This is a genomic window from Rhizobium sp. LEGMi-198b (assembly GCF_054114205.1).
In genome coordinates this window covers 878,341-900,610 of record NZ_JBSYVH010000002.1, presented here as the reverse complement: position 1 = coordinate 900,610, position 22,270 = coordinate 878,341, and the positions used below count along the sequence as shown (strand labels likewise).

Sequence of the window (22,270 nt, the reverse complement as noted above, 5' to 3'; positions counted from 1 at the left end):
CATCAGGCGAACAGAATGAAGGTCTAGCACAATTACGCCGGCCGAGAGGGCCGGCGTAGAGATTTCAACGAAAATGATCTTTTGATCACGCCTTGGGGATAGGCATTTCGGTGACGGTGGAGGAGCCGGCGGGTGCCTTGCTGCCAAACCACTTTTCGTGGATCTTTTCGAGCGTACCGTCCTTCTTCATCGCAGTGATGGCGTCGTTGATCTTGGCGACGAGCGGCGAATCCTTGGTCATCATCAGGCCGTATTGTTCGCCGGTCTTGATGCGATCCTTGATGGCAAAGCCCTTGGTCTTGACGAAGAGATATTGCATGCCGGGAATGTCGCTGACGACGGCATCGATGCGGCCGGCGCCGAGATCGAGGAACATATCTTGCTGGGCGTTGTAACCCTTGACGTCGGCAAAACCGTTGGCGGCCTTGTTGTCGTTTACCCACTTCTCGCCGGTCGAGCCGGAAAGGACGCCGATGGTCTTGCCCTTGAGATCGGCGAGCCCTTTGATCGCGCTAACGTCCTTGGTGGCGATACCCATGTCGGAATCGTAATAGGGCTGGGTGAAGGACTGGGACTTCAGGCGTTCCGGCGTGATGGTGATCGAAGAGATCGCCACATCGATGCGCTTGGAGCTGGTCGCGGCGAACAGGGCCTGGAAGCCGTAGTCGGCAATATTGGTGGTCATGCCGGCGCGCTTGGCGGCTTCGTTGACGATATCGACCTCGAAGCCCTCGAAGGTCCCGCTGTCAGTCTTGTATTCGAATGGCGGGTTGTTCGGATAGGAGCCGACATTCAGCACGTCGGCGGCATAGGCGAAGTGGCTGCCGCCGGCCATGCCGACAACGGTCGCCAGGACCAGTAGATTACGACGGGTAAAATTCATTTGATTGTCTCCCTCTGGTTATGACCGCCGGCGCCATCTGCCCGCGGGTATTGCCGGTCCGCCGCTATGGGCGGGGCCGTCATTTCATCGCGTCGACCATGCGATCGAGTGCGACACGCATCTGTTCGGTGTCCCGGAATGTGCACATGCGTAGAAATGCGCGCGAGGATTCCCCGAAGTGATAGCCGGGCGCGAGGCCAACGCGCGCCGTTTCGAGAATGCGCTCGCAGACTGCCGTCGCATCGGCTTCGCCTTCAAGCGCGAAGAAAGCATACATGCCGCCGCGCGGCTTTTCCGGCAGGATGATGCCAGGTATCTGCGGCAGCTTTTCATAGGCGAGATCGAGGCCGGCTTTGATCCTGGCGCGGATTTCGGCGATCAGCGGCTCGCCCTCGCGTATCGCCGCGACGCCGCCCGCCTGGACCATCGCCGATGTGCCGCTGTTCACATACTGCGTCATGGCGCCGAGCTGATCGGCAATGGCCGAGGGGTGGGTCAGCCAGCCGATGCGCCAACCGGTCATTGCCCAGGCCTTGGAGAAACTGTTGACGGCAATCACCCGGTCGCCATCTTCGGCCACCTGGAGGATCGACGGTGCGATCTCTCCGTGGAAATAGAGGCGGGCATAGACTTCGTCGGAGATGATCCAGACGCCGGTGCGGCGGCTGAAATCGAGCAGCGCCTGCATCTCCTCGCGTGTTGCCGTCCATCCGGTTGGATTGGCCGGTGTGGACAGGAAGATGGCGCGGGTGCGGGCATCGCAGCGTGCGAAGAGCTTGTCGAGGTCGAGCCGCCAATCAGTGTCGAAATCGAGCGACACGGGGCGTGGCTCACCGCCGATCAGATGGATGGCATTGTGGATATTCGGCCATTGCGGCGCGACATAGACGACATTGGTGCCGACATCGACCAGCAGCTCCAGGGCCATGTAGAGCGCCTGCATGCCGCCGGGTGCGACGGTGGTGCGCTCGATCGGGATGGGGCGGCCATGCCATTGGGTCTGATAGTCGCAGAGGGCTTCGTTCAGGGCCGGAAGGCCGCGCATGTTCGGCACGTAGAAGGTCTGGCCCTCGTCCAGCGCCTTCTTGGCTGCGTCGCGGATGAAGGCTGGTGTCACCATGTCGCCTTCGCCGAACCATAGCGGAATAACACCGCCGAGCTCGCGAGCGCGCTTGGCAAGCACGGCGATATTGTCGGTTCGCAGATCACGGATCTGGGCGCGAATGCCTTCGAAGGCGTTTCGGTTGCGTGCGGTTTCGGACAAGCTGTGCGATGGCGGAGGAGACAAAGAACTTTTCCTGAAATCCTGATGTCAACGGGTCGTTCCGTCGCGAATGACGGCGCTCGGATTTGCCCTTCATCGTGGGATGGTTATCCAAAACGAGACGTATTTCAAGGAAAAAGTTTTAAGCTTAAAAAATCTGTCAGAATGTCGAAAACAGCCCGTGACAGGCTGTTTTCGACAAGGATTTCACGTCGATGGATATTTCTGAGGCATTCAAAGAATGCCTCTCTCGACCGCGCGGCGCAGCGGTTTGCGAGACTTGTCATCCGAAGCCATGATGCGGCGCTCGAGGAAGCGATCCGCGGAGAGTGTGCCGGCACCCGTCGTGACCAGAACGAACATGCCGCCGGCGATGGCTAGGTCCTTTTCGAAATGCAGGATTTCGTTGTGGTTGGCGAAATCCGTATGGAACATCAGCGCTGTCGACAGGCAGAACAGCCCGAGCGACAAGGCGCCGAGGCGAGTCAGCAAACCGAGCGCGATCGAAAGGCCCGCGCCAAGCTGCAACGCGATTACGGCAACCACCAGCAGCTCGAAAACACCAAGCTTCGCCATGGCGATGACAGCGGCGTCGAAATTGAGCGCCAGCGTCATGCCCTCATGTAGGAATATCCAGGCCATCAACAGCCGTCCGGCCAGCAGCGTCATGTCCATTGGATGTATGACATTTGCATTTTCCAAATGGTCCATCTCATCACCTCCAAATAGGCCTGCGAGGCATCGTTCGGCTTCGCAGGCACTGTTTTCTCGGGGTTAGTTGACAGTCTTGGTGTCGATCGCCTTTTGCAGGTCCTCGAGCTCCTCGCAGCCGCTTGGGCAAAGTTGCTTCAGCGTCGCTAGTTGTTCCTTTGCTTTGTCCATATTGCCGGTCTCGACATAGAGTTCGCCGAGATATTCGCGGGCGCCCTTGTGATTGGGCTGCAGTTCCAGCGCCTTGGTGTAGTAGGTCAGCGAGGTCTGGAAATCGCCGGTCTTTCTGAGCGTGAAGCCCAGAAGATTGTAGACGTCCGCCTGCTGATGATCCTCGGCCAAGCCGCGGAGTTCGGCCAATGCGCCGGTATAGTCCTTTGCGTCGATCTTGGCGCGAACGGAGGTCAGGTCGGGTGCATCCGTGGTTTCCATGTTGTCGACGGCGAAAGCCGGGAGCGCGATGGCTGCGGGAAGGATGATGGCGGCGCAAAGGCTGGCGGCGCCGAAGATTGCGTATTTGAACATGATAGGTCTCCTTGAGTGTTCAGGCCTGTGTTGTCGGGGTAAAGCCGTAGGCGTCGCCGTCCTTCACGAAGGTGCCGGAGCCCGGGAAGGGGAAATGCGAACCGCAGATCTTGATGTTGTCGGCGATGACGCGATCGACCAGCTTGCGCCGCGTGACGACGGCTGCCGGCCCGTCCTGATCGTAGCTCCCCTCCCATTCCGGGTGGGGAGCGAGCAGCGCCGGCACGTACATGACGTCGGCGGAGACGAGTAGCTGTTCCTTGCCCGAGGCGACAAGGAAGGTGGAATGGCCGGGCGTATGGCCGGGTGCGGCGACGAGGTGAACGCCGGGAGCCACTTCTGCGCCATCGCCGACCAGTTTCCAGTTGTTCCATTTCGGAAAGACGGCGCCTATGCGTTTTCCGGCGTCCTTGCGGCCTGGGGCTAGTTTGTCGACACGGTCGGGCGCCGTCCACCAATTGAATTCGTCGGCATTGGTGACGAGTTCGGCGTGGGCGAAAACCGGTTCATTCGTGCCTTTTTCCATCAGGCCCCAGACATGATCGGGATGGAAATGCGAGATGATCACCGTATCGATATTCTTGTAGTCGATACCGGCCGCGGCCATGTTGGCGGGCAGATGGGTCGCATTGGCCTGCCATTGGCCGACGCCGGAGCCCGCATCCATCATGACCAGCCGGTCGCCGATCTTCAGGACGACGACTGTGAGTGGGATAGGCATGAATTCTGTCGTTTGGCCGGCGGCGGCCAGTGCTTGCTTGGTATCCTCGACCGAGGCGTTCTTGATGAAGGCGGGATCATGAGGCTTGCGCCATATGCCGTCATAAATGGCGGTGACTTCGACATCCCCGACCTTGTAGCGATAGAAACCGACCTCCGGTTCAAGCGGTGTTGCGGCCTTGGCCAGCGACGGGATGAATTCCAGCTTCGCCGACAGGCCGAAAGCGGCTGCTGCCGCGGCCGAGCTCAAAACAGTGCGGCGCGTCATGTTGAACATTGTCTTGTCTCCTCTTTGAGTGGCATCGCCACGCGAAGCGGAGGACAAGGGTCAATCAATGCCTCCGCTGTCGAAGGAGATCGCCGGTCTTGGCGGATTATTCTCGGCTAATGGCATCTTTCTGATAAGGTTTTGATATGATTTATCTAATTCTGCTGGTGCGGCGGAATAGGCGGGTGCAGAGTGGGGCAGGCTGCTGCAGGGCATTGTCGCCGACGAAAAATATTTGCGAGCGGCGAGAATAAAATGCCGCCCGAAACGATCTGGAGAGTGAAGAGCAATATTCGCATCAGGGACTAGCCCGACCGAAACCGACGCTGGAGCAATGCAGGGATCATGACGACGGATATCCATTTTGCCTTCTTCGCATTCGGCGACCGGCCCCCGTCGGGTTTCGTTTCTGTATTGACCCGGATGCGTGCCGTTGCCGCCTTTGTCGGCCAATCCCTGGTGTCATTCGCGAAATTGCGCCCAGCCGTCGCCATCGATGCGGTTGGTCCGATGCTGCAATCGATGCACCGCGAAAATGTCGGGAGCCTTTCGCCGGCATCGCGCGATCTGATGTTACGGTTTCAGAATACGATCGTTCCGCATCTGGATGCCGCCTATAATTTCGCACGCTTTCTCAGCCGGGATGCCGATGCGGCGCAGGACATCGTGCAGGAAGCGTTCCTGCGTGCCTATCGCAATTTCGAGAGCTACCGGGGCGGCGAGCCTCGGGCCTGGATGTTTGCCATCGTCCGGAACTGTTACTACGTCTGGCTGAGCGAAGGCCGGCGCAAGGCTCGTTTCGAGACGCCGATGACGGCAAACGATGTGGGGGACGAAGATCTGTCACACGGCGGTGCCCACGACGTTGCCTCTGAGGAGGACTCGCCCGAGGCCGCCTTGATCCGCAAGTCGGAGTCGCAGCGGGTCCGGCAAGTTATCAGCTCTCTTGCGGACCTGTCGCGGGAAGTGCTGGTGCTGCGGGAGCTGGAAAATCTGTCTTATCGCCAGATCGCCGATATAACCAACGTGCCGATCGGAACCGTGATGTCGCGGCTTGCCAGGGCGAGGCGTGAATTCTGCGAGGCATGGCAATTGGGCGAGAAAGGCGGGGCCGCATGATGAGCGAGAAAACCCCGGAAAGCTGCCCCGAATGGGAATCGATCCTTCATTGCTACGTGGATGATGAACTCGATGCGGTTCACACGATACAATTCGAACAGCATCTTGCGACATGCCCGCAATGCACCGCCGCCTTGGAAGGGCTCAAAGATATGAAGCGGGTCGTCGGCCGGGATGGTGTCAAATGGAAAGCGCCCGATGAGGTTCGCGCACGTATTATGACGGCCATTTCTCTTGAGGAGGCTCAGCGGCAGGCGCAGGCTCCGGGGACACGGCGCCGCGAAACCGTATGGTGGTGGCGTGGTCTGCAAATGTTTGGGCAATGGAGCTTCATACCGTCACTGGCGGCCCTAGCGGCTAGTCTTATGCTTGTGCTTGGCAATCCGCAGGTGAGTGCGCCCATTCAGAACGAGTTGCTGGCAAGCCATGTGCGCTCGATGCTCGCCAATCATCTCGTCGACGTGCAGACATCCGACCAGCATACGGTCAAGCCGTGGTTCAACGGCAAGATCGACTTTTCGCCGCCGGTGGTCGATCTTGCCGCGGACGGTTTTCCGCTGATCGGCGGTCGGGTGGATTATATCAATGGCCGGGTCGTAGCGGCGCTCGTCTACCGCCGCCACGGCCATGTCATCAATCTCTTCGTCTGGCCGGGCGCAAAGGTCGTGCAGAGCGCGACGATGCATGATGGCTATAACCTCACCGAATGGTCCGGCGGCGGGCTGGTCTTCTGGGCGGTTTCGGATGTCAGCGCGCCCGACCTTGCTGCTTTCCGCGATAATTTTTCACGAGCAGCCGGTCTCTAGAGCCCTTGGCACTTCTATGATTTGGCCGCGCCCTGTTGACGTGCCTGGGCAACCCCATCAGCAATGCCAGCGCCCAGAAACATGGTGTCGCTGGCGAGTAGGAAGAAGCTAATGCCGGCAGAAAGCCAGGCGCCGATATCGTCTGGAGACGGTCGGAAGATGCCGACCGTGCGGTCGGCGGCGAGCGCGGTTTTCGTGATGGTTTCGATCGCGGCGTTGAGCTTGTCTTTCCCTGCAGGACCCATGGCATCGATCGAGACGGAGAGGTCGCCGGGGCCGATGAAGATGACGTCGACGCCATCGACGGCGGCGATCTCCGCAATATTGGCGAGCCCTTCCGCCGTCTCCACCTGAACGGCAAGCACGAGTTCGGCATTGGCCTTGGCGAGATAATCCGGAATGCGATAGCCGTAAGCGGCCGCCCGACCGGGACCGACGCCGCGTTCGCCGATCGGCGGATACCGCGTCGCCAGCACGGCAGCTTTTGCCTGCGCCGCCGTTGACACGCGCGGCACGAGAACGCCCGCCGCGCCTGCATCCAGCGCCGAGGCGATGGAATCCGGCGCATGGCCGGGCACGCGGACCATGGCGGGAACACGATGGACATCAGCGGCGCGGATCAGGTCCTCGATGCGCTCGCGGCCGATCTGCGAATGTTCCCAATCGATGCAGAGGAAATCGACGCCGGCCGCTGCCGTAACCTCGATGGCGACGGGATGCGGAATGGCGGCGAAGGTGCCGATGAGCAGGTTTTTCTCGATGCAGTTCTTGCGGAAATTGCCCATGGTTTTTCTGCCTCTCCAACGATCTCTGCGAAGAGGGATAGCCTCAAATCAAATCTCTGCGAAGCGACTATTTGTACCGCGCCATGACCTCTGTAAGCACTTTCTCGAACCGGGCGATTTCCTCGACCTTATTGTAATGCACGAGAGATACGCGGATGGCACCGGTTTCCATGGAGAGGCCGAGGCGTTTCATCAGGCGCGGGGCAAACATATGGCCGTCGCGCAGCCCGATACCCGCTTCGCCCATGTCCGCAGCGAATTCCTGCGGCGTAATCCCCGGCATGTTGAAGCAGATGGTCGGCACGCGCTGTTCGAGGCGGGCGTCGTCGGAAATACCATAGATGACGGCGCCGTGACGCTTCAGAACGGCGATCATCTCGCGCGAAAGCATCAGCTCGTATTCGCGGATGGCACCCATGGCAGCGGCAAGCGCCTCGCGGCGGGTGTGTTGGCCCGCCGGCAGGAAGCGGAGGCCGAGGGCTTCGAGATATTTGACAGCGGCGTTCATGCCCGCGACGTTTTCATAGGTGAAAGTGCCGACCTCGATCTTGTAGGGCGGCACGTCCGGTATGAAATCTTCCTTGAAGGTCGGCAGCTTGACCAGCGCGTCGTAGCGGCCCCAGAGGAAGCCCATGTGCGGCGAGAAATTCTTGTAGCCCGAGCAGACGAGATAGTCGCAATTCCAGGCTTGCACGTCCATCAGGCCATGCGGGCCATAGTGGACGCAATCGAGGAAGACTTCGGCGCCGGCCGCATGCGCCAGCTTGCCCACCGTGGCGACATCAACGATCGTGCCGATGGAGTGGGCAGTCACGGTGCAGGCGACGAGGCGGGTCTTGTCGTTCAGCAGCGGCTTCAGGTCTTCGGTGTGCAGCGTGCCGTCTTCGCGCATGCGCCACCAGACGATTTTGGCGCCATCGGCCTCCAGCGCCAGCCAGGTGGCGATGTTGGCGTCATGGTCCATATCGGTAATGACGATCTCGTTGCGCTCGCCGAGCAGCTTGGCGATGCCGAGGCTTACCAGGCGGATGAACGACGTGGCATTTTGGCCGAAGGAGATTTCTTCGGGACGATAGGCGTTGACCAACATGGCAACGCTCTCGCGCGCCTCATCCAGATTGCGGTCGACGCCCTGGCTGTGCTGGTATTTCGCCATGCGCTGGACGTTGTAGTCGATCAGATGATTGGCCACCGCATCGACCACCGTCTGCGGCACTTGCGAGCCTCCGGCATTGTCGAGAAACACGAAATCGCCGGCCTTCTGAACAGCCGGAAACATGGCGCGGATTTCATCGACCGGAAAGCTGTTATGGCCGGAAAATTTCGATGGCGAAGGGGAGGCGCTCATGAGGATCTCGCTCACAGAAAGGGATTGAAAATGTCGTTATGATCATTTGATCACAAAATATTTGAGGGTTCAACTAAATTTCTCGCCCAATATCGAACGGTTCACCGCCGCAGCGCTGAGGCCGGTCCCTTGGCGCGGGGTTCGTCTTCTGTAGGGCAATAGTCGCGCAGGATCTCATGGGTGCGACGGATATCAGCGACGACACCATCCCGGGCGCGGGCGAAATCGCCGGCCTTTAGCGCTTCGATGATCGGGAAATGCGGGCCTGCGGGATCGATCTCGCCGCTGCGCATCAGCGGCTCGACGGAGGCCGACAACATTCGCATATAGGGGCCGAAACGCAGCCACAGGGTTTCGATCAGTTGCAGCAGCACCTCCGAACCGGAGGCGCGGTAGATGGTGAAATGGAACTGCTGGTTCCTCGCCATGAGTTCGTAGACATTGCTGCTACGGCCGATGGCGTGCTGTTCGGCGGCGATGCGCTCCAATGTCTGGATATCGGTGGCCGTCAGACGGGGAATGCCAAGCTCGGCGGCCAATCCTTCAACGGCAATGCGGGCGCGGCAGAGATCGTCGAGGCGGGCAAGCGTCACGATTGGGATGCGGGCAGAGCCATTCGGCGCGACCTCCAGCGCATTTTCCGCCGCAAGCCTCCGCAAGGCTTCGCGCACGGGCATGTTGCTGGTGCCGAATGTTTCGGCGAGCGAGGCGATGGTCAATGTCTGGCCGGGATCGAAATTGCCGGCCATCAGCGCGTTGCGCAACTGTTGATAAACGCCCTCCTGGATGGTCGTTCTCGAAGACACCGGTTCCAAGGCTATGCGCACGCTCGTTTCCTTCTTGCTCGGGCGACTCCCGTCGCATCGTTCATCGTAGAACGAAGGACGGCCCGATGAAAAGAGTTTCGACGCGAAGACCGGGCTGTCAGACTTCCTCCGTCTCCCAAGCAGCCTGATCCGCGCCCGGCTCTGTCTCGCCCTTGGCGATCTTCGCCTGCCGGAGGCCAAGTCCGACGCCGATGAGAGCGAGCGCGCCGCCAATAGCGTGATAGGCGTATAGCTGCTCGTGTAGGATTGCCCAGGCGAGGACCGCCACGATGATCGGCAGGAGATTGATGAGCAGTGAGGTGCGGGCGGCTCCAAGTTTCTGGATGCCGATCATCCAGCAGAGCGGTGCGACCAGCGATGTCGGAATGGCCGCATAGAGGACCAGCGGCAGATTGGCCGATGTGATCGGCGAAATATCGCCCATCAGGAAAACCGGAATCAACAGAATGGTCGAAAAGCCGATCTGCCAGAATAATTGCTGCCACATGGAAATTGGCATCGCCCAGCGTTTCAACATCACGCCATAGAGCGAATTGGAGAGCACGGCAACGATCATGAGGCCGTCGCCGATATGGAAGCCGCCACTTAGCAGGGTCGTCGGGTGGCCTTGGGATGTCAGATAGATCAGGCCGATCAGCGAGATGGCTCCGCCTGCGAGATTGGTGGCCGTCAGCTTTTCGCCGGCGAGTGCACTGGCAAGCAGCGTCGACAGCAGTGGCATCAGTGCCAGCATGACGCCCATGTTGACCGCCGAGGTGGTCCTGGCGGCCTCATAGGCAAGGCTTTGATAGATGACCATCCCGAGTGCGCCGAGGGTGGCGAGCTTCAGCCAGTATTGCTTGAGGACGGTACGGTTCCGCCATGCGGCCCGGCCAACGAAGGGCAGGAGAACGAGAAAGGCCAGCAGCCAGCGATAGAAGGAGATCGAACCGGGCGAGATGACGCCGGATGCTGCCTTGGTGACGATGGTATTGCCGGACCAGATGAGCACGGTGCAAAGCGGCGCAAGCGCGGCGCTCGTCATGATGGAGGTCGTGCTATTGGCCGGAGGGGTCGTGCTACTGCTCATGGCGGTCCTCCTGTCGGATGGTCGGCCTGGCCGGATCGGTCGAGATTATGGTGAAGCCACTTTTATGCTCTGTCTGATTACTGGTATATAGCGAGTTTCAGACATCGGTAGCGGATTACGGACATGAGTGCGCGCGAACCACGTATCCAGGGAGACCCGCCGCAGCCGGTCTCCTTCCGGACGGAGAATTACAAGGGCGGCACGATCTTTCCCGCCAAACGCCAGACCTGGGGCGAGCTGAATTATGCGCTCGCCGGCGTCGTCGATTTCGATATTCAGGGCGTGCGCTATCTGTCGCCGCCGCATTATGCCATCTGGATTCCGCCTGATGTGCTGCATGAGGCATGGAACCAGTACGATGTTCGCTATGTCACCGTTTATGTCGAGCGCTCGCTCTGCGCCAATCTTCCGGCGGCACCGGCAACGCTTGGCCTCAGCCCGCTTCTGAAGGCAATCCTTGCCGACTTCGCCACTCGTGACATCACCGTGCCGAAGAGCGAGGAGGACCTGCGGCTGGCCGAGGTGCTGGTCGATCAGATACGCCTGGCGCCGCGCAGCGAGAGCTATTTGCCGCTATCAGACGACGCGTTGCTCGGACCGGTTCTGAGGGCACTGCAGGCCGATCCTGGCGACCGCCATTCCCTGGCGGAATGGGCGCATCGGATGAAAACGACCGAGCGGACGCTTTCCCGCCGCTGTCACGATCAACTCGGCATTTCCTTCAACGAGTGGCGCCAGCGGCTGAAGCTGGTTGCGGCGCTGGCGATGATCGAGGCCGGCCAGCCGGTGCAGCGGATCGCGGCGCAACTGGGTTACGGCAACGCCTCCGCTTTCATCGCGATGTTCCGCCGGCTGACGGGGACGAGCCCGACGCAGATGCGCTGACACCGTCACCGATCGATGACCAGCACATCGAGATTACGCAGTTGCTCGGGATCGGCCATCGCCTCGATGCTGACAATACGGCCGCCGTCGGCAACGGCAAAACGGAGCGCGATGCGCAATTTTCCGCCGAGGACGACGACGGCGCCAACGGCGCCATCGATGACGGCGGGCAGGGCTCCTTGGGCACGGCCGCGGAAGGTTTCGGCCACCGCCGTCCGGCCACGGATTTCCGCCCGCGAGCCCATTTTTGTTGCCACGGCATCGGCGCGGAAGATGACGTCGGGATCGAGAGCGGCAAGAAGTGCATTCAGGTCGCCGCTGCGCGAGGCCGTCAGGAAGGCGTCGACCACATGGCGCTGGCGGCTGAGATCTGCTTCCGCAGCGACCGGCGCTCCCTGCACTCGGCGGCGGGCACGGCTGGCGAGCTGGCGTGTGGCGATCGTCGTGCGTCCAACGATCAGCGCGATGTCGTCGAAGGGCATGTCGAACATGTCGTGCAGCACAAAGGCCAGCCGCTCGGCCGGGGTCAGCTTTTCCAGTACCACCAGCAGTGCCAGGCCGACGGAATCGGCGAGCAGCGCGTCCTGCTCCGGGTCGCTCCCTGTACCGGCTTCATGGCTGACGACCGGTTCGGGGACGCGGATGGTCAACGGTTCCTCGCGCCGGGATTTACGGGAGCGCAGCCAGTCGAGACAAATGCGGGCGGTCACCGTCGTCAGCCAGCCGCTGAGATTTTCGACGTCAGAAATATCTGCACGGCTGAGTCGCAGCCAAGCCTCCTGCACCGCGTCCTCCGCCTCTGCCCGCGAGCCGAGCATGCGGTAGGCGACCGCACGCAAATGCGGCCGGTTGGCCTCGAATTTTTCTGCCTGCCACTTTTTTTCGTCCATCGGTCACATTCCTTGTGTGTGCTCCGTCATGCCCATGACGAACGAAACCCAGCCGATGTGACAAAGGATCGACATGGAGCCGCGTCGTCAAGATCGGGCCCATGTTGGGCTCACCTGAAAACACCTCAAGGAGAGAATGATGCAAGCCCGCATGAAGAACCCCGCCGTCATCCTGCCGGAAACCCTGCAAGCCCTCTTGGCGGTCAGCGCCTCGATCAAGGATCGCGGTGTGTCTGAGAACACCATGGATCTCGTGCATCTGCGTGTCAGCCAGATCAATGGCTGCAGCGTCTGCACCGACATGGGTTTCCGTAAGCTGCAGAAGGAAGGCGAAAAGATCGAGCGCATCGTCGGCGTCTCCGCCTGGCGCGAAATGCCCTATTTCACCGACGCTGAACGTGCCGCCCTTGCGCTTGGCGAAGCGATGACACGGCTTGCCGACCGGCCGGACGCGGTGAGCGATGAAGTCTGGAATGAAGCAGCCAAATATTATGACGAAAAAGCGCTCTCCGCTTTGATCATCTCGGTTGCCGTGGACAATGTCTGGAACCGGCTGAACGCGACGGTCCGGCATCCGGCAGGAGCCTCCTGGAGCTGATAGCACCAGCATCACCTTCTCCCCGCCGGGGAGAAGGTCTTAAACCGCTCCAACCTTCGACGTCACCAGCAGTTTTGCCAGCCAGTCGACGAACACGCGCACCTTGTTGCTGAGATGCCGGTTCGGAGGATAGACGATGTGCAACGGCACAGGGGTGTGGGTCCAGCCGGGAAGGATGGGGATGAGATCGCCCTTGGCGAGCGCGTCACGAACCATGAAGGCCGGCGCCTGGGCGATACCGAGACCGGTCAGTGCGGCGTTGATGTAGCTGCGGCTATCATTGACCGACAGGATGTAGCGTGGGCTGATCTCCAGCGATTCGTTGCCGCGTTGGAATTCGAACGGAACCGTTCGACCGGTCTGTGCACGGAAATAGCTGACGGCATAGTGGTTGCTTTCCAGCTCTTCCGGCCGTTCGGGCATGCCGAATTTTTCGATGTAGCGAGGAGCAGCACAGGTGACGAGATGTATCTCTCCGACGCGCCGGGCAATCAGCGACTGATCGCTCGGCATGCCCGCACGCAGGGCACAGTCCACATTCTCCGCCAGATAATCCACCAGCCGGTCGCCGACGCCGAGATCGATGCGGATGTCCGGATAGCGCTGATGAAAATCGCAAAGCGCCGGCATGACGATGTTGTCAGCGAAAGCCCCCGCCATTTCGACGCGCAGGCGGCCGCTCGGCAGGCTTTGCGAATTGCTGATGCTGCCATCCAGTTCCTCGATTTCGGAGAGGATCTGAATGGCGCGCTCGTAATAGAGTGCTCCGTCTGTCGTAACCATGACGCGACGGGTCGTGCGGTTCAAAAGCTTGGTGTGCAAATGCGCCTCTAGCGACTGGATGAGCGTCGTTACCGTCGCCTTCGGCATAGAGAGGGTCGTGGCGGCGCGGGTGAAATTGCCCGTCTCCACCACGCGTGCGAAAGCCCGCATCGCTGATAGCTGGTCCATCTTAAGGCGCCCTTCGACCAAAAACGAAAAAGGTCGATTGTTTGTTCTGGTGAATAGTCTGATCGAATATAGGCCACTTATTCTCAGAACGGAATAACAATATGTTGTGGATGTGATTGTTGCAACGCGGCATGGGGCGCTTGGGCCGCGTAACTCAGAACGTGATCCTGGAACGTGTGACACGGTTTTCGGAAAAATCATGTTCAATCGAACAGATGAGGATATGGGTCCATGAGCGCGCCGTGGAAAGATGTGATGCTGGAAAACGTGCCCACCGGGCCGGTCGCAGCGCGGATCTACAACGGCGAAGGTATGAAGAAGGCGGCACCCATCGTGCTTTACCTGCATGGTGGCGCCTTTATCGATACCGAGCATGCGATTGACCGACCGGTGGCTGCAAGTCTTGCTGAAGCCGGTGCGATCGTGGTTGCTGCCGATTACACCAGCGGCAATCAAAATGCCTTTCCGCAGGTGCTGGAGTGCGCCTACGGGATTCTCGCCTATCTCGGCAATAAGCGGAACATGCTTGCGCTGGGCGGGGCGAAAAAATCGCTGCTCTTTGTCGCCGGTGAAGAATCGGGTGGCAATGTTGCAGCGGGAGTGGCTTTAAAGGCGCGCGACCAGATGCCCGGTTCGCTGGACGGACAGGTGCTGATATCGCCGCTGCTTGATCCCTTCATGGGATCGAAATCTTTCCTCCAGGCGGAGGAAAGCGGCATGCGCGAGCGTTGGACTGAGGGTTGGAACCGTTACCTGGGTTTTCTGGGCGGCGTCTGTCACCCCTATGCGGCGCCTCGATACTGTTCGCGGCTTTCGGGCCTCGCGCCGGCATTGGTGCTCACGGCCGAGGACGACCCGCTCCGCGACGAGGGCATGGAATACGGCAGCCGCCTGAAAGGGGCCGGCGTCCGTGTTCGCCAGCAAGTCCTTCCCGCCGGGACGGGCTGGCCCACCATCTATGGCGGGCAGTCTAAGGATAAGCCGTCATGGCAGCAGGATGTCTGCTGTAGTTTCAGGCAGTTTGTCGAGGATGTGCAGACTTGATCGACTAAGTCTGATGATGTCGAGACGATAGGCATTTTCGATCCCGTGCCCCAAGCCGGGATCAACAGGAGAGACTAACATGAAGTCCAACGGTAAGCGCTGGGCCCTATGGGGCGCCGGCATGGGTATTGCTGCGGCCGTTGCAGGCGCGGCGTTCTATCTGGATTTGCCCCGCGGCGCTCAGGCGACCGAGACGGCCGCCCCGGCTGCAAAGCCTGCGATCCCCGTCACCGTCGCCGCCGTCGAGGCACGCGACATCACGACCTGGCAGGAGTTTTCCGGCCGGCTCGAAGCTATCGACCGTGTGGAAGTCCGTCCGCGTGTGGCCGGCGCCATCCAGTCCGTGCATTTCCGCGAAGGCGCATTGGTCAAGCAGGGCGACCTGCTGGTGACGATCGACCAGGCACCCTATGAGGCGGCCGTCGCCCAGGCGCAGGCGGAAGTTGGCGCAGCCAAGGCCAAGCTGGATCTCGCCAAGGTCGAGGTCGACCGTGGCCAGAAGCTCTCCGATAACAAGACGATCTCGCAGAGCGACATGGACACGCGCGCCAGCAACTACGCCGAGGCCGACGCTAATCTGAAGGCGGCGCAAGCCGCGCTGCAGACTGCGCAGTTGAACCTCGACTATACCGAGGTTCGCGCTCCGATCGCCGGTCGCGTCGGTAAGATAGAAGTGACCGTCGGCAACCTCGTTGCTGCCGGCTCCGCTTCGCCGGCGCTGACGACGCTCGTCTCTGTCGATCCGATCTACGCCAGCTTCAATGCGAGCGAACAGACTGTTACCCAGGCGCTCGCACAGCTCCCAACGACGAATGGCGCGGTTCCGCCGGTCGAACAGATCCCCGTGCAGATCGGCACCGCCAACGACAGCGGCACGCCGATCAACGGCAAGCTGCAACTGATCGACAATGAAGTCGATGCGGCAAGCGGCACTGTCACCGTACGCGCTGTCTTCGACAATCCCGGCGGGCGTCTCATCCCGGGTCAGTTCGTGCGCGTGCGCATGGGCCAGCCGAAGGCCGAGAGCAAGCTGGTCGTCAGCGAGCGGGCGATCGGCACCGATCAGGACAAGAAGTTCGTCTTCGTGGTCGATGGCGACAACAAGGTGGTCTATCGCCAGATCAGCCTCGGCGACACGGCCGATGGCCAGCGCATCGTCGAATCTGGGCTGAATGCCGGTGATCGGGTCATCGTCAACGGCCTGCAACGGGTTCGCCCGGGCGCCGTGGTCGATCCGAAGCCGGAAGAAAAAGTCGCCGCCGCTCAGTAATCGATTTCGCCGGGAGGCCGAGTCTCCCGGCGATCATGCAATGCCCTGATTTTGAAATGCTCGCGGCATATCGCCGACGGGCCTGGACTTCGTGTCCTTGCGTTTACCCCTGGAGAGGGTTCTGCCATGAACATCTCAAGATTTTTCGTCGACCGTCCGGTGTTTGCCGGAGTTCTGTCGGTCCTTATTCTGGTCGCCGGCCTGATCGGCATGAAGCTGCTGCCGATTTCGGAATATCCGGAAGTCGTGCCGCCGTCGATCGTCGTCACCGCGCAATATCCGGGCGCCAACCCGAAGGTCATTGCCGAAACCGTGGCAACGCCATTGGAAGAGCAGATCAACGGCGTCGACGGCATGCTCTATATGAACAGCCAGGCGACATCGGACGGTCTTCTGACGCTGACCGTCACCTTCAAGCTCGGCACCGATCCGGATAAGGCGCAGCAACTGGTGCAAAACCGCGTCTCGCAGGCCGAGCCACGATTGCCGCAGGACGTCCGCGACCTCGGCATCACCACGGTCAAGAGCTCGCCGGATTTGATGATGGTGGTCAACCTCATCTCGCCGGACAATCGCTATGACATCACCTACCTGCGCAACTACGCCACGCTGAACATCAAGGACCGGCTTGCCCGTATCGAAGGCGTCGGTCAGGTCCAGGTATTCGGTTCGGGCGACTATTCGATGCGCGTCTGGGTCGATCCGCAAAAGGCCGCCGAACGTGGTCTGGCTGCGAGCGACATCGCCACCGCCATCCGCCAGCAGAACGTCCAGGCCGCAGCCGGCATCATCGGTGCTTCGCCCAGCGTTCCGGGTCTCGACGTCCAGCTCTCCGTCAACGCCCAGGGCCGCCTGACGACGCCGGAAGAATTCGGCAACATCATCGTCAAGAGCGGCACCAATGGTGAAATCACGCGTCTGCGTGATGTCGCCCGTGTCGAGCTTGGTGCATCGGATTATTCGCTGCGCTCGCTGCTCGACGGCAAGCCCGCGGTTGCCGTGCCGGTCTTCCAGGCGCCGGGCTCGAACGCCATCACCATCTCGGACGAGGTCGTCAAGACCATGAACGAGCTGCAGACGGCGATGCCCGATGGCGTCAAATATGAGATCGTCTACGATACCACGCAGTTCGTGCGCGCTTCGATCGACAAGGTCGTTCATACGCTGCTCGAAGCCATCGCGCTGGTCGTCGTCGTCGTCATTCTGTTCCTGCAGACCTGGCGCGCTTCGATCATTCCGCTGATCGCCGTTCCCGTCTCGATCATCGGCACCTTCGCGGTGATGTATGTCTTCGGCTTTTCGATCAACGCGCTCAGCCTCTTCGGCCTGGTGCTGGCGATCGGTATTGTCGTGGACGATGCCATCGTGGTCGTCGAAAACGTCGAACGAAATATCGAAAACGGCCTCAGTCCGCGCGATGCGACCTATCGTGCCATGAAGGAAGTCTCCGGCCCGATCATTGCGATTGCCTTGGTGCTGGTCGCCGTCTTCGTGCCGCTCGCCTTCATCTCCGGTCTGTCGGGCCAGTTCTATCGCCAGTTCGCGCTGACGATCGCCATCTCGACCGTGATTTCCGCCTTCAACTCGCTGACGCTGTCTCCGGCGTTGGCGGCCATGCTGTTGAAGGATCATCATGCGCCGAAGGATCTGCTGACGCGCGTGATGGATGTGTTGTTCGGCTGGTTCTTCCGCGGCTTCAATAAGGTGTTCCACCGCGGATCGAATGCCTACGGCAAGGGCGTCGGCGGCATCCTGTCGCTGAAGAGCCTGGTGATGGTGGTCTATATCGCGCTGATCGGCGCGACCTACTATCTGTTCCAGGCCGTTCCCGGCGGCTTCGTGCCACAGCAGGACAAGCAGTACCTCATCGGCTTTGCGCAGTTGCCTGACGGTGCCACCCTCGACCGCACGGATGACGTCATTCACCGGATGAGCGACATCGCCATGCAGCAGCCGGGCGTCGAACATGCGATCGCCTTCCCCGGCCTGTCGATCAACGGCTTCACCAACTCGTCCAACGCCGGCATCGTCTTCGTGACCTTGAAGGCTTTCGAGGAGCGTACGACGCCGAACCTGTCGGGCGGCGCCATCGCCATGCAGTTGAACCAGAAGTTCGGCGCGATCCAGGATGCCTTCATCGCCATGTTCCCGCCGCCGCCCGTCCAGGGCCTCGGCACGACCGGCGGTTTCAAGATGCAGATCGAGGATCGAGCTGGTCTCGGCTACCAGGCGCTCGATGAGGCCAACAAGGCGTTCCTCGCCAAGGCCTATCAGGCGCCGGAACTTACCGGGCTGTTCTCCAGCTACCAGATCAACGTGCCGCAGCTCTTTGCCGATCTCGATCGCGCCAAGGCTGAGCAACTGGGTGTCTCGGTGACCGATGTCTTCGACACGCTGCAGATCTATCTGGGTTCGCTCTATGTCAACGACTTCAATGCTTTCGGCCGTACTTATAGCGTGCGCGTCCAGGCGGACGCCAAGTTCCGCGCTCACGCAAGCGATATCGGCCAGTTGAAGGTTCGTTCGGCATCGGGCCAGATGATCCCGCTGTCGGCGCTGTTGAAGGTCGAGGCCAGCACCGGTCCGGAGCGGACGACGCGTTACAACGGCTTCCTTGCCGCCGATATCAATGGCGGTCCGGCGCCGGGCTTCTCGTCCGGCCAGGCTCAGGCTGCCGTGGAGCGCATCGCCAACGAAACGCTGCCCAAGGGCATTGGCTTCGAATGGACGGACCTGACCTACCAGCAGATCCTGGCCGGCAGCTCGGGCGTCATCATCTTCCCGCTGGCTCTGTTGCTCGTTTATCTCGTGCTGGCAGCCCAGTATGAAAGCGTCAGTCTGCCGCTCGCGATCGTCATGATCGTGCCGATGGGTGTGCTCGCCGCGTTGACGGGTGTCTGGCTGATCGGGGGCGACAATAACATCTTCACGCAGATCGGCTTGATGGTGTTGGTGGGCTTGTCGGCGAAGAACGCGATCCTGATCGTGGAATTCGCCCGCGAGCTGGAATTCGAGGGCCGCACCCCGGTTCAGGCCGCTGTCGAAGCCAGCCGTCTGCGTCTGCGCCCGATCCTGATGACCTCCATGGCCTTCATCATGGGTGTCGTGCCGTTGGTCACCTCGACGGGCGCCGGCGCCGAGATGCGCGCTGCTATGGGGGTTGCGGTGTTCTCAGGCATGATCGGCGTCACGTTCTTCGGCATCTTCATGACGCCGGTGTTTTACGTGCTGATCCGCAGGCTGACGGGCAACCGTCCGCTGAAGCAGCATCACCATAACGACAACAACCATTCGGCAGAGGTTCTCCCGATCGCCGCCGAATAGGAATATCGTGTCGGGCAGTACCCCCAGTGCCCGATATGTCGTGGGCGAGACCGCAAGGTCTCGCCCCTTATTCTATTTCACGTCGGTTCGATATTTTCCATTTCGGCCAATTTGTTTTTCGAAGATTTAGTTCCGGCCTGCCAATTTCGTTTGCATGCGGATGCCATGGGTCTATCAAACAGTCAGGCAAAGTGAAGGACGCCTTGCATGACCGATCGGAAGATAGCTTTTCTCGGGACCGGATTGATGGGAGCCCCGATGGCGCGACGGCTGCTCGCTGCCGGTTTTGCCGTCACCGTCTGGAACCGTGACCGAAGCAAGGCGGACGCATTGGCGGCCGATGGTGCGACAGTCGCCGCGACGGCGGTGGAGGCGGCCAAGGGTGCCACTGTCTTGTTCACCATGCTGACCAATGCCGGCGCGGTCAGTGAGGTCCTGTTCGGAAGCGGTGTCGCCGACGCATTGGAGCCCGGCGCCGTCGTGGTCGACAATAGCTCCATCCCGCCGCCGCTCGCCCGCGAGAATGCCGCAAAGCTGGCTGAGCGCGGCGTTCATCATATCGACGCCCCGGTCTCCGGCGGCGTGGTCGGCGCGGCCGCCGGGACGCTGGCGATCATGGCGGGCGGTGACGCCGACGTCATGGATAGCGTCCGCGATGTGCTGGCCCCGCTCGGCCGCGTCACCCGTGTGGGACCCAGCGGCGCCGGCCAGCTTGCCAAGCTCGGTAACCAGCAGATCGTTGCGGTCACCATCGGCGCGATTGCGGAAGCCATGCTGCTGGTCGAAGCCGGCGGCGGTTCGCCCGAGGCGTTTCGCACCGCCATTCGCGGCGGCTTTGCCGAAAGCCGGATTCTGGAGCTGCACGGCCAGCGCATGATCGAGCGTAATTTCATACCCGGCGGCACGTCGCGCAACCAACTGAAAGACCTCGATGCCGTTCTCGCCGCCGCTCAAAGCTTGTCGCTGCATCTGCCGTTGACCGAAGCCGTCAGGGCGGAGTTTGCCGAATTCGTGGAGCAGGGTGGCGGCGAAAGCGATCACAGCGGCTTGCTAAAGCATCTGGAAGACAAGAATGCTCGAGGAAAGACTTGAGGAAGACATGACCGACAAGGGTACATCCAAACGCCGCCTGCGTTCGCAGGACTGGTTCGACAATCCGGATCATATCGACATGACCGCGCTCTATCTCGAGCGCTTCATGAATTATGGCATCACGCCCGAGGAGCTACGCTCCGGCAAGCCGATCATCGGCATCGCCCAGAGCGGTAGCGACTTGACGCCTTGCAACCGTCATCACCTCGATCTCGCTAAGCGTGTCCGCGACGGCATTCGCGATGCCGGCGGCATTCCGATCGAATTCCCGACCCATCCGATCTTCGAGAATTGCAAGCGCCCGACCGCGGCGCTTGATCGCAATCTCGCCTATCTCGGCCTTGTTGAGGTGCTCTATGGCTACCCGCTCGATGGCGTCGTGCTGACGACCGGCTGCGACAAGACCACACCGTCAGCGCTGATGGCGGCTTCGACCGTCAATATTCCGGCAATCGTCCTGTCCGGCGGCCCGATGCTCGATGGCTGGCATGAGGGCGAGCTTGCGGGCTCCGGCACGGTGATCTGGCGCTCGCGCCGCAAGCTGGCGGCGGGCGAGATCGACGAAGAGGAATTCATGGAGGCGTCGCTCGCCTCGGCGCCCTCGATCGGCCATTGCAATACCATGGGAACTGCTTCGACCATGAATGCCATGGCGGAAGCGCTTGGGATGTCGCTGACCGGCTGTGCCGCCATTCCCGGCGCCTACCGCGAGCGCGGCCAGATGGCTTACCGCACCGGAAGGCGTGCGGTCGAGCTGGTTCTCGCCGACATCAAGCCTTCGGACGTGCTGACGCGTCAGGCCTTCCTCAATGCCATCCGCGTGAATTCTGCCATCGGCGGCTCGACCAATGCGCAACCGCATCTTGCGGCTATGGCGAGGCATGCGGGCGTCGAGCTTCATCCCGAGGACTGGCAGGTGCACGGCTTCGACATTCCGCTGCTGGCCAATGTGCAGCCGGCAGGCGCCTACCTGGGCGAGCGCTTTCATCGCGCCGGCGGCGTGCCGGCGATCATGTGGGAGTTGCTGCAGGCGGGCAAGCTCGATGGCGACTGTCCGACCGTCACCGGTAAGACCATGGCGGAGAACCTGAAGGGTAGGGAAGCGACGGACCGCGAGGTTATCCGTCCTTTCGCCGAGCCACTGAAGGAGCGGGCGGGCTTCCTGGTGCTGAAGGGCAATCTTTTCGATTTTGCCATCATGAAGATGAGCGTCGTTTCGGAGGATTTCCGCCGCCGCTATCTGCAGGAGCCGGGCAGAGAGGGCGTGTTCGAAGGCAGGGCGGTGGTGTTCGATGGATCGGAGGATTATCACAAGCGCATCAACGATGCTGATCTCGGTATCGATGAGAATACGATCCTCGTCATTCGCGGGGCAGGGCCGATCGGCTGGCCGGGCTCTGCCGAGGTGGTCAACATGCAGCCGCCGGATGCGTTGCTGAAGCGGGGCATCCGCAGCCTGCCGACGATCGGTGACGGTCGCCAATCGGGTACCGCCGACAGTCCGTCGATCCTGAACGCCTCACCGGAAAGTGCCGCCGGCGGTGGCCTGGCTTGGCTCAGGACCGGCGACACCATCCGCATCGATTTCAATCACGGCCGCTGTGATATGCTGGTGGATGAGGCGGAAATCGAACGACGCAAGGGTGACGGCATTCCGGCGGTTCCGCCGGATGCAACGCCTTGGCAGCGCATCTATCGCCGTTCGGTCACGCAACTTTCCGATGGCGCGGTGCTCGACGGCGCTGCCGATTTCCGCGATCTTGCGGCCAATCCGCCGCGCCACAATCATTAACCACAAATGGATTGCGCCGAGAGTTGCGGGCAAAAGCCCGCAACTATTGAGGGCCTATTAAATATCGCTAAAGGCACTGGTGCAAAGATGCCGCCGAAA

21 protein-coding genes are annotated in these 22,270 nt (G+C 61.0%); 9 read left to right on the top strand and 12 right to left on the bottom strand.

Annotated elements, in window-relative coordinates; translation table 11 throughout:
- Positions 1 to 85: 85 nt before the first annotated feature.
- The 6 genes from ACXHXG_RS11055 to ACXHXG_RS11030 all read right to left on the bottom strand — a co-directional run bounded on the left by ACXHXG_RS11055 (position 86) and on the right by ACXHXG_RS11030 (position 4,734).
- A complete protein-coding gene (locus tag ACXHXG_RS11055) occupies positions 86 to 883 on the bottom strand; it encodes an ABC transporter substrate-binding protein (RefSeq protein WP_457899286.1) in 798 nt (265 codons plus the stop codon).
- A gap of 79 nt (positions 884 to 962) precedes the next feature.
- The gene (locus tag ACXHXG_RS11050; RefSeq protein WP_457899285.1) at positions 963 to 2,171 is read right to left on the bottom strand and encodes a pyridoxal phosphate-dependent aminotransferase; all 1,209 of its coding nucleotides are present in this window, start codon (positions 2,169 to 2,171) and stop codon (positions 963 to 965) included.
- Positions 2,172 to 2,381: 210 nt separating this feature from the next.
- On the bottom strand, positions 2,382 to 2,858 hold the full coding sequence (locus ACXHXG_RS11045) for a DoxX family protein (RefSeq protein WP_457899284.1): 477 nt from the start codon (positions 2,856 to 2,858) through the stop codon (positions 2,382 to 2,384).
- Between the two features lie 63 nt (positions 2,859 to 2,921).
- Positions 2,922 to 3,383, bottom strand: a complete 462-nt coding sequence (locus ACXHXG_RS11040) for a tetratricopeptide repeat protein (protein WP_457899283.1) — start codon at positions 3,381 to 3,383, stop codon at positions 2,922 to 2,924.
- Positions 3,384 to 3,402: 19 nt separating this feature from the next.
- Complete coding sequence (locus ACXHXG_RS11035) at positions 3,403 to 4,380, bottom strand: MBL fold metallo-hydrolase (protein ID WP_283047111.1); 978 nt, start codon at positions 4,378 to 4,380, stop codon at positions 3,403 to 3,405.
- Between the two features lie 51 nt (positions 4,381 to 4,431).
- On the bottom strand, positions 4,432 to 4,734 hold the full coding sequence (locus ACXHXG_RS11030; RefSeq protein ID WP_158704488.1) for a hypothetical protein: 303 nt from the start codon (positions 4,732 to 4,734) through the stop codon (positions 4,432 to 4,434).
- A 60-nt stretch (positions 4,735 to 4,794) separates the two neighbouring features.
- Here ACXHXG_RS11030 and ACXHXG_RS11025 point away from each other — a divergent pair, with 60 nt between their 5' ends.
- Positions 4,795 to 5,490, top strand: coding sequence for a sigma-70 family RNA polymerase sigma factor (locus ACXHXG_RS11025; protein WP_457899509.1), 696 nt, complete (start codon positions 4,795 to 4,797; stop codon positions 5,488 to 5,490).
- Positions 5,490 to 6,296: an anti-sigma factor family protein gene (locus ACXHXG_RS11020; RefSeq protein ID WP_457899508.1), complete on the top strand. Its 807-nt coding sequence runs from the start codon at positions 5,490 to 5,492 to the stop codon at positions 6,294 to 6,296. Before ACXHXG_RS11025 ends, ACXHXG_RS11020 begins: the two co-directional genes overlap by 1 nt.
- Before the next feature lie 14 nt (positions 6,297 to 6,310).
- Here the strand turns inward: ACXHXG_RS11020 and ACXHXG_RS11015 are convergent, their stop codons facing one another.
- From ACXHXG_RS11015 to ACXHXG_RS11000, 4 genes are all read right to left on the bottom strand, one after another.
- On the bottom strand, positions 6,311 to 7,081 hold the full coding sequence (locus ACXHXG_RS11015) for an HpcH/HpaI aldolase family protein (protein WP_283047109.1): 771 nt from the start codon (positions 7,079 to 7,081) through the stop codon (positions 6,311 to 6,313).
- Positions 7,082 to 7,148: 67 nt separating this feature from the next.
- The gene (locus ACXHXG_RS11010; RefSeq protein WP_457899282.1) at positions 7,149 to 8,429 is read right to left on the bottom strand and encodes a cysteine desulfurase-like protein; all 1,281 of its coding nucleotides are present in this window, start codon (positions 8,427 to 8,429) and stop codon (positions 7,149 to 7,151) included.
- A 101-nt stretch (positions 8,430 to 8,530) separates the two neighbouring features.
- Complete coding sequence (locus ACXHXG_RS11005; RefSeq protein WP_283047105.1) at positions 8,531 to 9,256, bottom strand: GntR family transcriptional regulator; 726 nt, start codon at positions 9,254 to 9,256, stop codon at positions 8,531 to 8,533.
- Positions 9,257 to 9,353: 97 nt separating this feature from the next.
- Complete coding sequence (locus ACXHXG_RS11000) at positions 9,354 to 10,325, bottom strand: DMT family transporter (protein WP_457899281.1); 972 nt, start codon at positions 10,323 to 10,325, stop codon at positions 9,354 to 9,356.
- A 123-nt stretch (positions 10,326 to 10,448) separates the two neighbouring features.
- Here ACXHXG_RS11000 and ACXHXG_RS10995 point away from each other — a divergent pair, with 123 nt between their 5' ends.
- Positions 10,449 to 11,210 (top strand): AraC family transcriptional regulator, encoded by a 762-nt coding sequence (locus ACXHXG_RS10995; protein ID WP_283047102.1) that lies wholly within the window; start codon positions 10,449 to 10,451, stop codon positions 11,208 to 11,210.
- 5 nt (positions 11,211 to 11,215) lie between these two features.
- Here ACXHXG_RS10995 and ACXHXG_RS10990 read toward each other — a convergent pair whose 3' ends face one another.
- The gene (locus tag ACXHXG_RS10990; protein WP_457899280.1) at positions 11,216 to 12,100 is read right to left on the bottom strand and encodes a sigma-70 family RNA polymerase sigma factor; all 885 of its coding nucleotides are present in this window, start codon (positions 12,098 to 12,100) and stop codon (positions 11,216 to 11,218) included.
- Between the two features lie 139 nt (positions 12,101 to 12,239).
- Here ACXHXG_RS10990 and ACXHXG_RS10985 point away from each other — a divergent pair, with 139 nt between their 5' ends.
- Positions 12,240 to 12,698: a carboxymuconolactone decarboxylase family protein gene (locus tag ACXHXG_RS10985; RefSeq protein ID WP_104824065.1), complete on the top strand. Its 459-nt coding sequence runs from the start codon at positions 12,240 to 12,242 to the stop codon at positions 12,696 to 12,698.
- Between the two features lie 39 nt (positions 12,699 to 12,737).
- On the opposite strand, the gene ACXHXG_RS10980 is transcribed toward ACXHXG_RS10985, so the two are convergent.
- Positions 12,738 to 13,649, bottom strand: coding sequence for a LysR family transcriptional regulator (locus ACXHXG_RS10980; RefSeq protein ID WP_457899279.1), 912 nt, complete (start codon positions 13,647 to 13,649; stop codon positions 12,738 to 12,740).
- A gap of 231 nt (positions 13,650 to 13,880) precedes the next feature.
- On the opposite strand from ACXHXG_RS10980, the gene ACXHXG_RS10975 reads away from it, so the two are divergent.
- The 5 genes from ACXHXG_RS10975 (at position 13,881) to ACXHXG_RS10955 (ending at position 22,171) form a co-directional block, all read left to right on the top strand.
- Positions 13,881 to 14,693 carry an alpha/beta hydrolase fold domain-containing protein gene (locus ACXHXG_RS10975; protein WP_104824063.1) on the top strand — a complete coding sequence of 271 codons (813 nt, stop codon included), beginning with the start codon at positions 13,881 to 13,883 and terminating at the stop codon, positions 14,691 to 14,693.
- Positions 14,694 to 14,772: 79 nt separating this feature from the next.
- Positions 14,773 to 15,963 carry an efflux RND transporter periplasmic adaptor subunit gene (locus ACXHXG_RS10970; protein WP_457899278.1) on the top strand — a complete coding sequence of 397 codons (1,191 nt, stop codon included), beginning with the start codon at positions 14,773 to 14,775 and terminating at the stop codon, positions 15,961 to 15,963.
- Positions 15,964 to 16,089: 126 nt separating this feature from the next.
- Positions 16,090 to 19,287: an efflux RND transporter permease subunit gene (locus ACXHXG_RS10965; protein WP_457899277.1), complete on the top strand. Its 3,198-nt coding sequence runs from the start codon at positions 16,090 to 16,092 to the stop codon at positions 19,285 to 19,287.
- A gap of 207 nt (positions 19,288 to 19,494) precedes the next feature.
- The gene (locus tag ACXHXG_RS10960; protein ID WP_457899276.1) at positions 19,495 to 20,379 is read left to right on the top strand and encodes an NAD(P)-dependent oxidoreductase; all 885 of its coding nucleotides are present in this window, start codon (positions 19,495 to 19,497) and stop codon (positions 20,377 to 20,379) included.
- Between the two features lie 7 nt (positions 20,380 to 20,386).
- Positions 20,387 to 22,171 carry an IlvD/Edd family dehydratase gene (locus tag ACXHXG_RS10955; RefSeq protein WP_457899507.1) on the top strand — a complete coding sequence of 595 codons (1,785 nt, stop codon included), beginning with the start codon at positions 20,387 to 20,389 and terminating at the stop codon, positions 22,169 to 22,171.
- Positions 22,172 to 22,270: the final 99 nt, after the last annotated feature.

Bases quoted from the DNA above. Each gene is read 5' to 3' on its own strand.
- ACXHXG_RS11055 (WP_457899286.1), bottom strand. From the start codon at position 883: ATGAATTTTACCCGTCGTAATCTACTGGTCCTGGCGACCGTTGTCGGC.
- ACXHXG_RS11045 (WP_457899284.1), bottom strand. From the start codon at position 2,858: ATGGACCATTTGGAAAATGCAAATGTCATACATCCAATGGACATGACG.
- ACXHXG_RS11040 (WP_457899283.1), bottom strand. From the start codon at position 3,383: ATGTTCAAATACGCAATCTTCGGCGCCGCCAGCCTTTGCGCCGCCATC.
- ACXHXG_RS11035 (WP_283047111.1), bottom strand. From the start codon at position 4,380: ATGTTCAACATGACGCGCCGCACTGTTTTGAGCTCGGCCGCGGCAGCA.
- ACXHXG_RS11030 (WP_158704488.1), bottom strand. From the start codon at position 4,734: ATGGATATCCGTCGTCATGATCCCTGCATTGCTCCAGCGTCGGTTTCG.
- ACXHXG_RS11025 (WP_457899509.1), top strand. From the start codon at position 4,795: ATGCGTGCCGTTGCCGCCTTTGTCGGCCAATCCCTGGTGTCATTCGCG.
- ACXHXG_RS11020 (WP_457899508.1), top strand. From the start codon at position 5,490: ATGAGCGAGAAAACCCCGGAAAGCTGCCCCGAATGGGAATCGATCCTT.
- ACXHXG_RS11015 (WP_283047109.1), bottom strand. From the start codon at position 7,081: ATGGGCAATTTCCGCAAGAACTGCATCGAGAAAAACCTGCTCATCGGC.
- ACXHXG_RS11010 (WP_457899282.1), bottom strand. From the start codon at position 8,429: ATGAGCGCCTCCCCTTCGCCATCGAAATTTTCCGGCCATAACAGCTTT.
- ACXHXG_RS11000 (WP_457899281.1), bottom strand. From the start codon at position 10,325: ATGAGCAGTAGCACGACCCCTCCGGCCAATAGCACGACCTCCATCATG.
- ACXHXG_RS10995 (WP_283047102.1), top strand. From the start codon at position 10,449: ATGAGTGCGCGCGAACCACGTATCCAGGGAGACCCGCCGCAGCCGGTC.
- ACXHXG_RS10990 (WP_457899280.1), bottom strand. From the start codon at position 12,100: ATGGACGAAAAAAAGTGGCAGGCAGAAAAATTCGAGGCCAACCGGCCG.
- ACXHXG_RS10985 (WP_104824065.1), top strand. From the start codon at position 12,240: ATGCAAGCCCGCATGAAGAACCCCGCCGTCATCCTGCCGGAAACCCTG.
- ACXHXG_RS10980 (WP_457899279.1), bottom strand. From the start codon at position 13,649: ATGGACCAGCTATCAGCGATGCGGGCTTTCGCACGCGTGGTGGAGACG.
- ACXHXG_RS10975 (WP_104824063.1), top strand. From the start codon at position 13,881: ATGAGCGCGCCGTGGAAAGATGTGATGCTGGAAAACGTGCCCACCGGG.
- ACXHXG_RS10970 (WP_457899278.1), top strand. From the start codon at position 14,773: ATGAAGTCCAACGGTAAGCGCTGGGCCCTATGGGGCGCCGGCATGGGT.
- ACXHXG_RS10965 (WP_457899277.1), top strand. From the start codon at position 16,090: ATGAACATCTCAAGATTTTTCGTCGACCGTCCGGTGTTTGCCGGAGTT.
- ACXHXG_RS10960 (WP_457899276.1), top strand. From the start codon at position 19,495: ATGACCGATCGGAAGATAGCTTTTCTCGGGACCGGATTGATGGGAGCC.
- ACXHXG_RS10955 (WP_457899507.1), top strand. From the start codon at position 20,387: ATGACCGACAAGGGTACATCCAAACGCCGCCTGCGTTCGCAGGACTGG.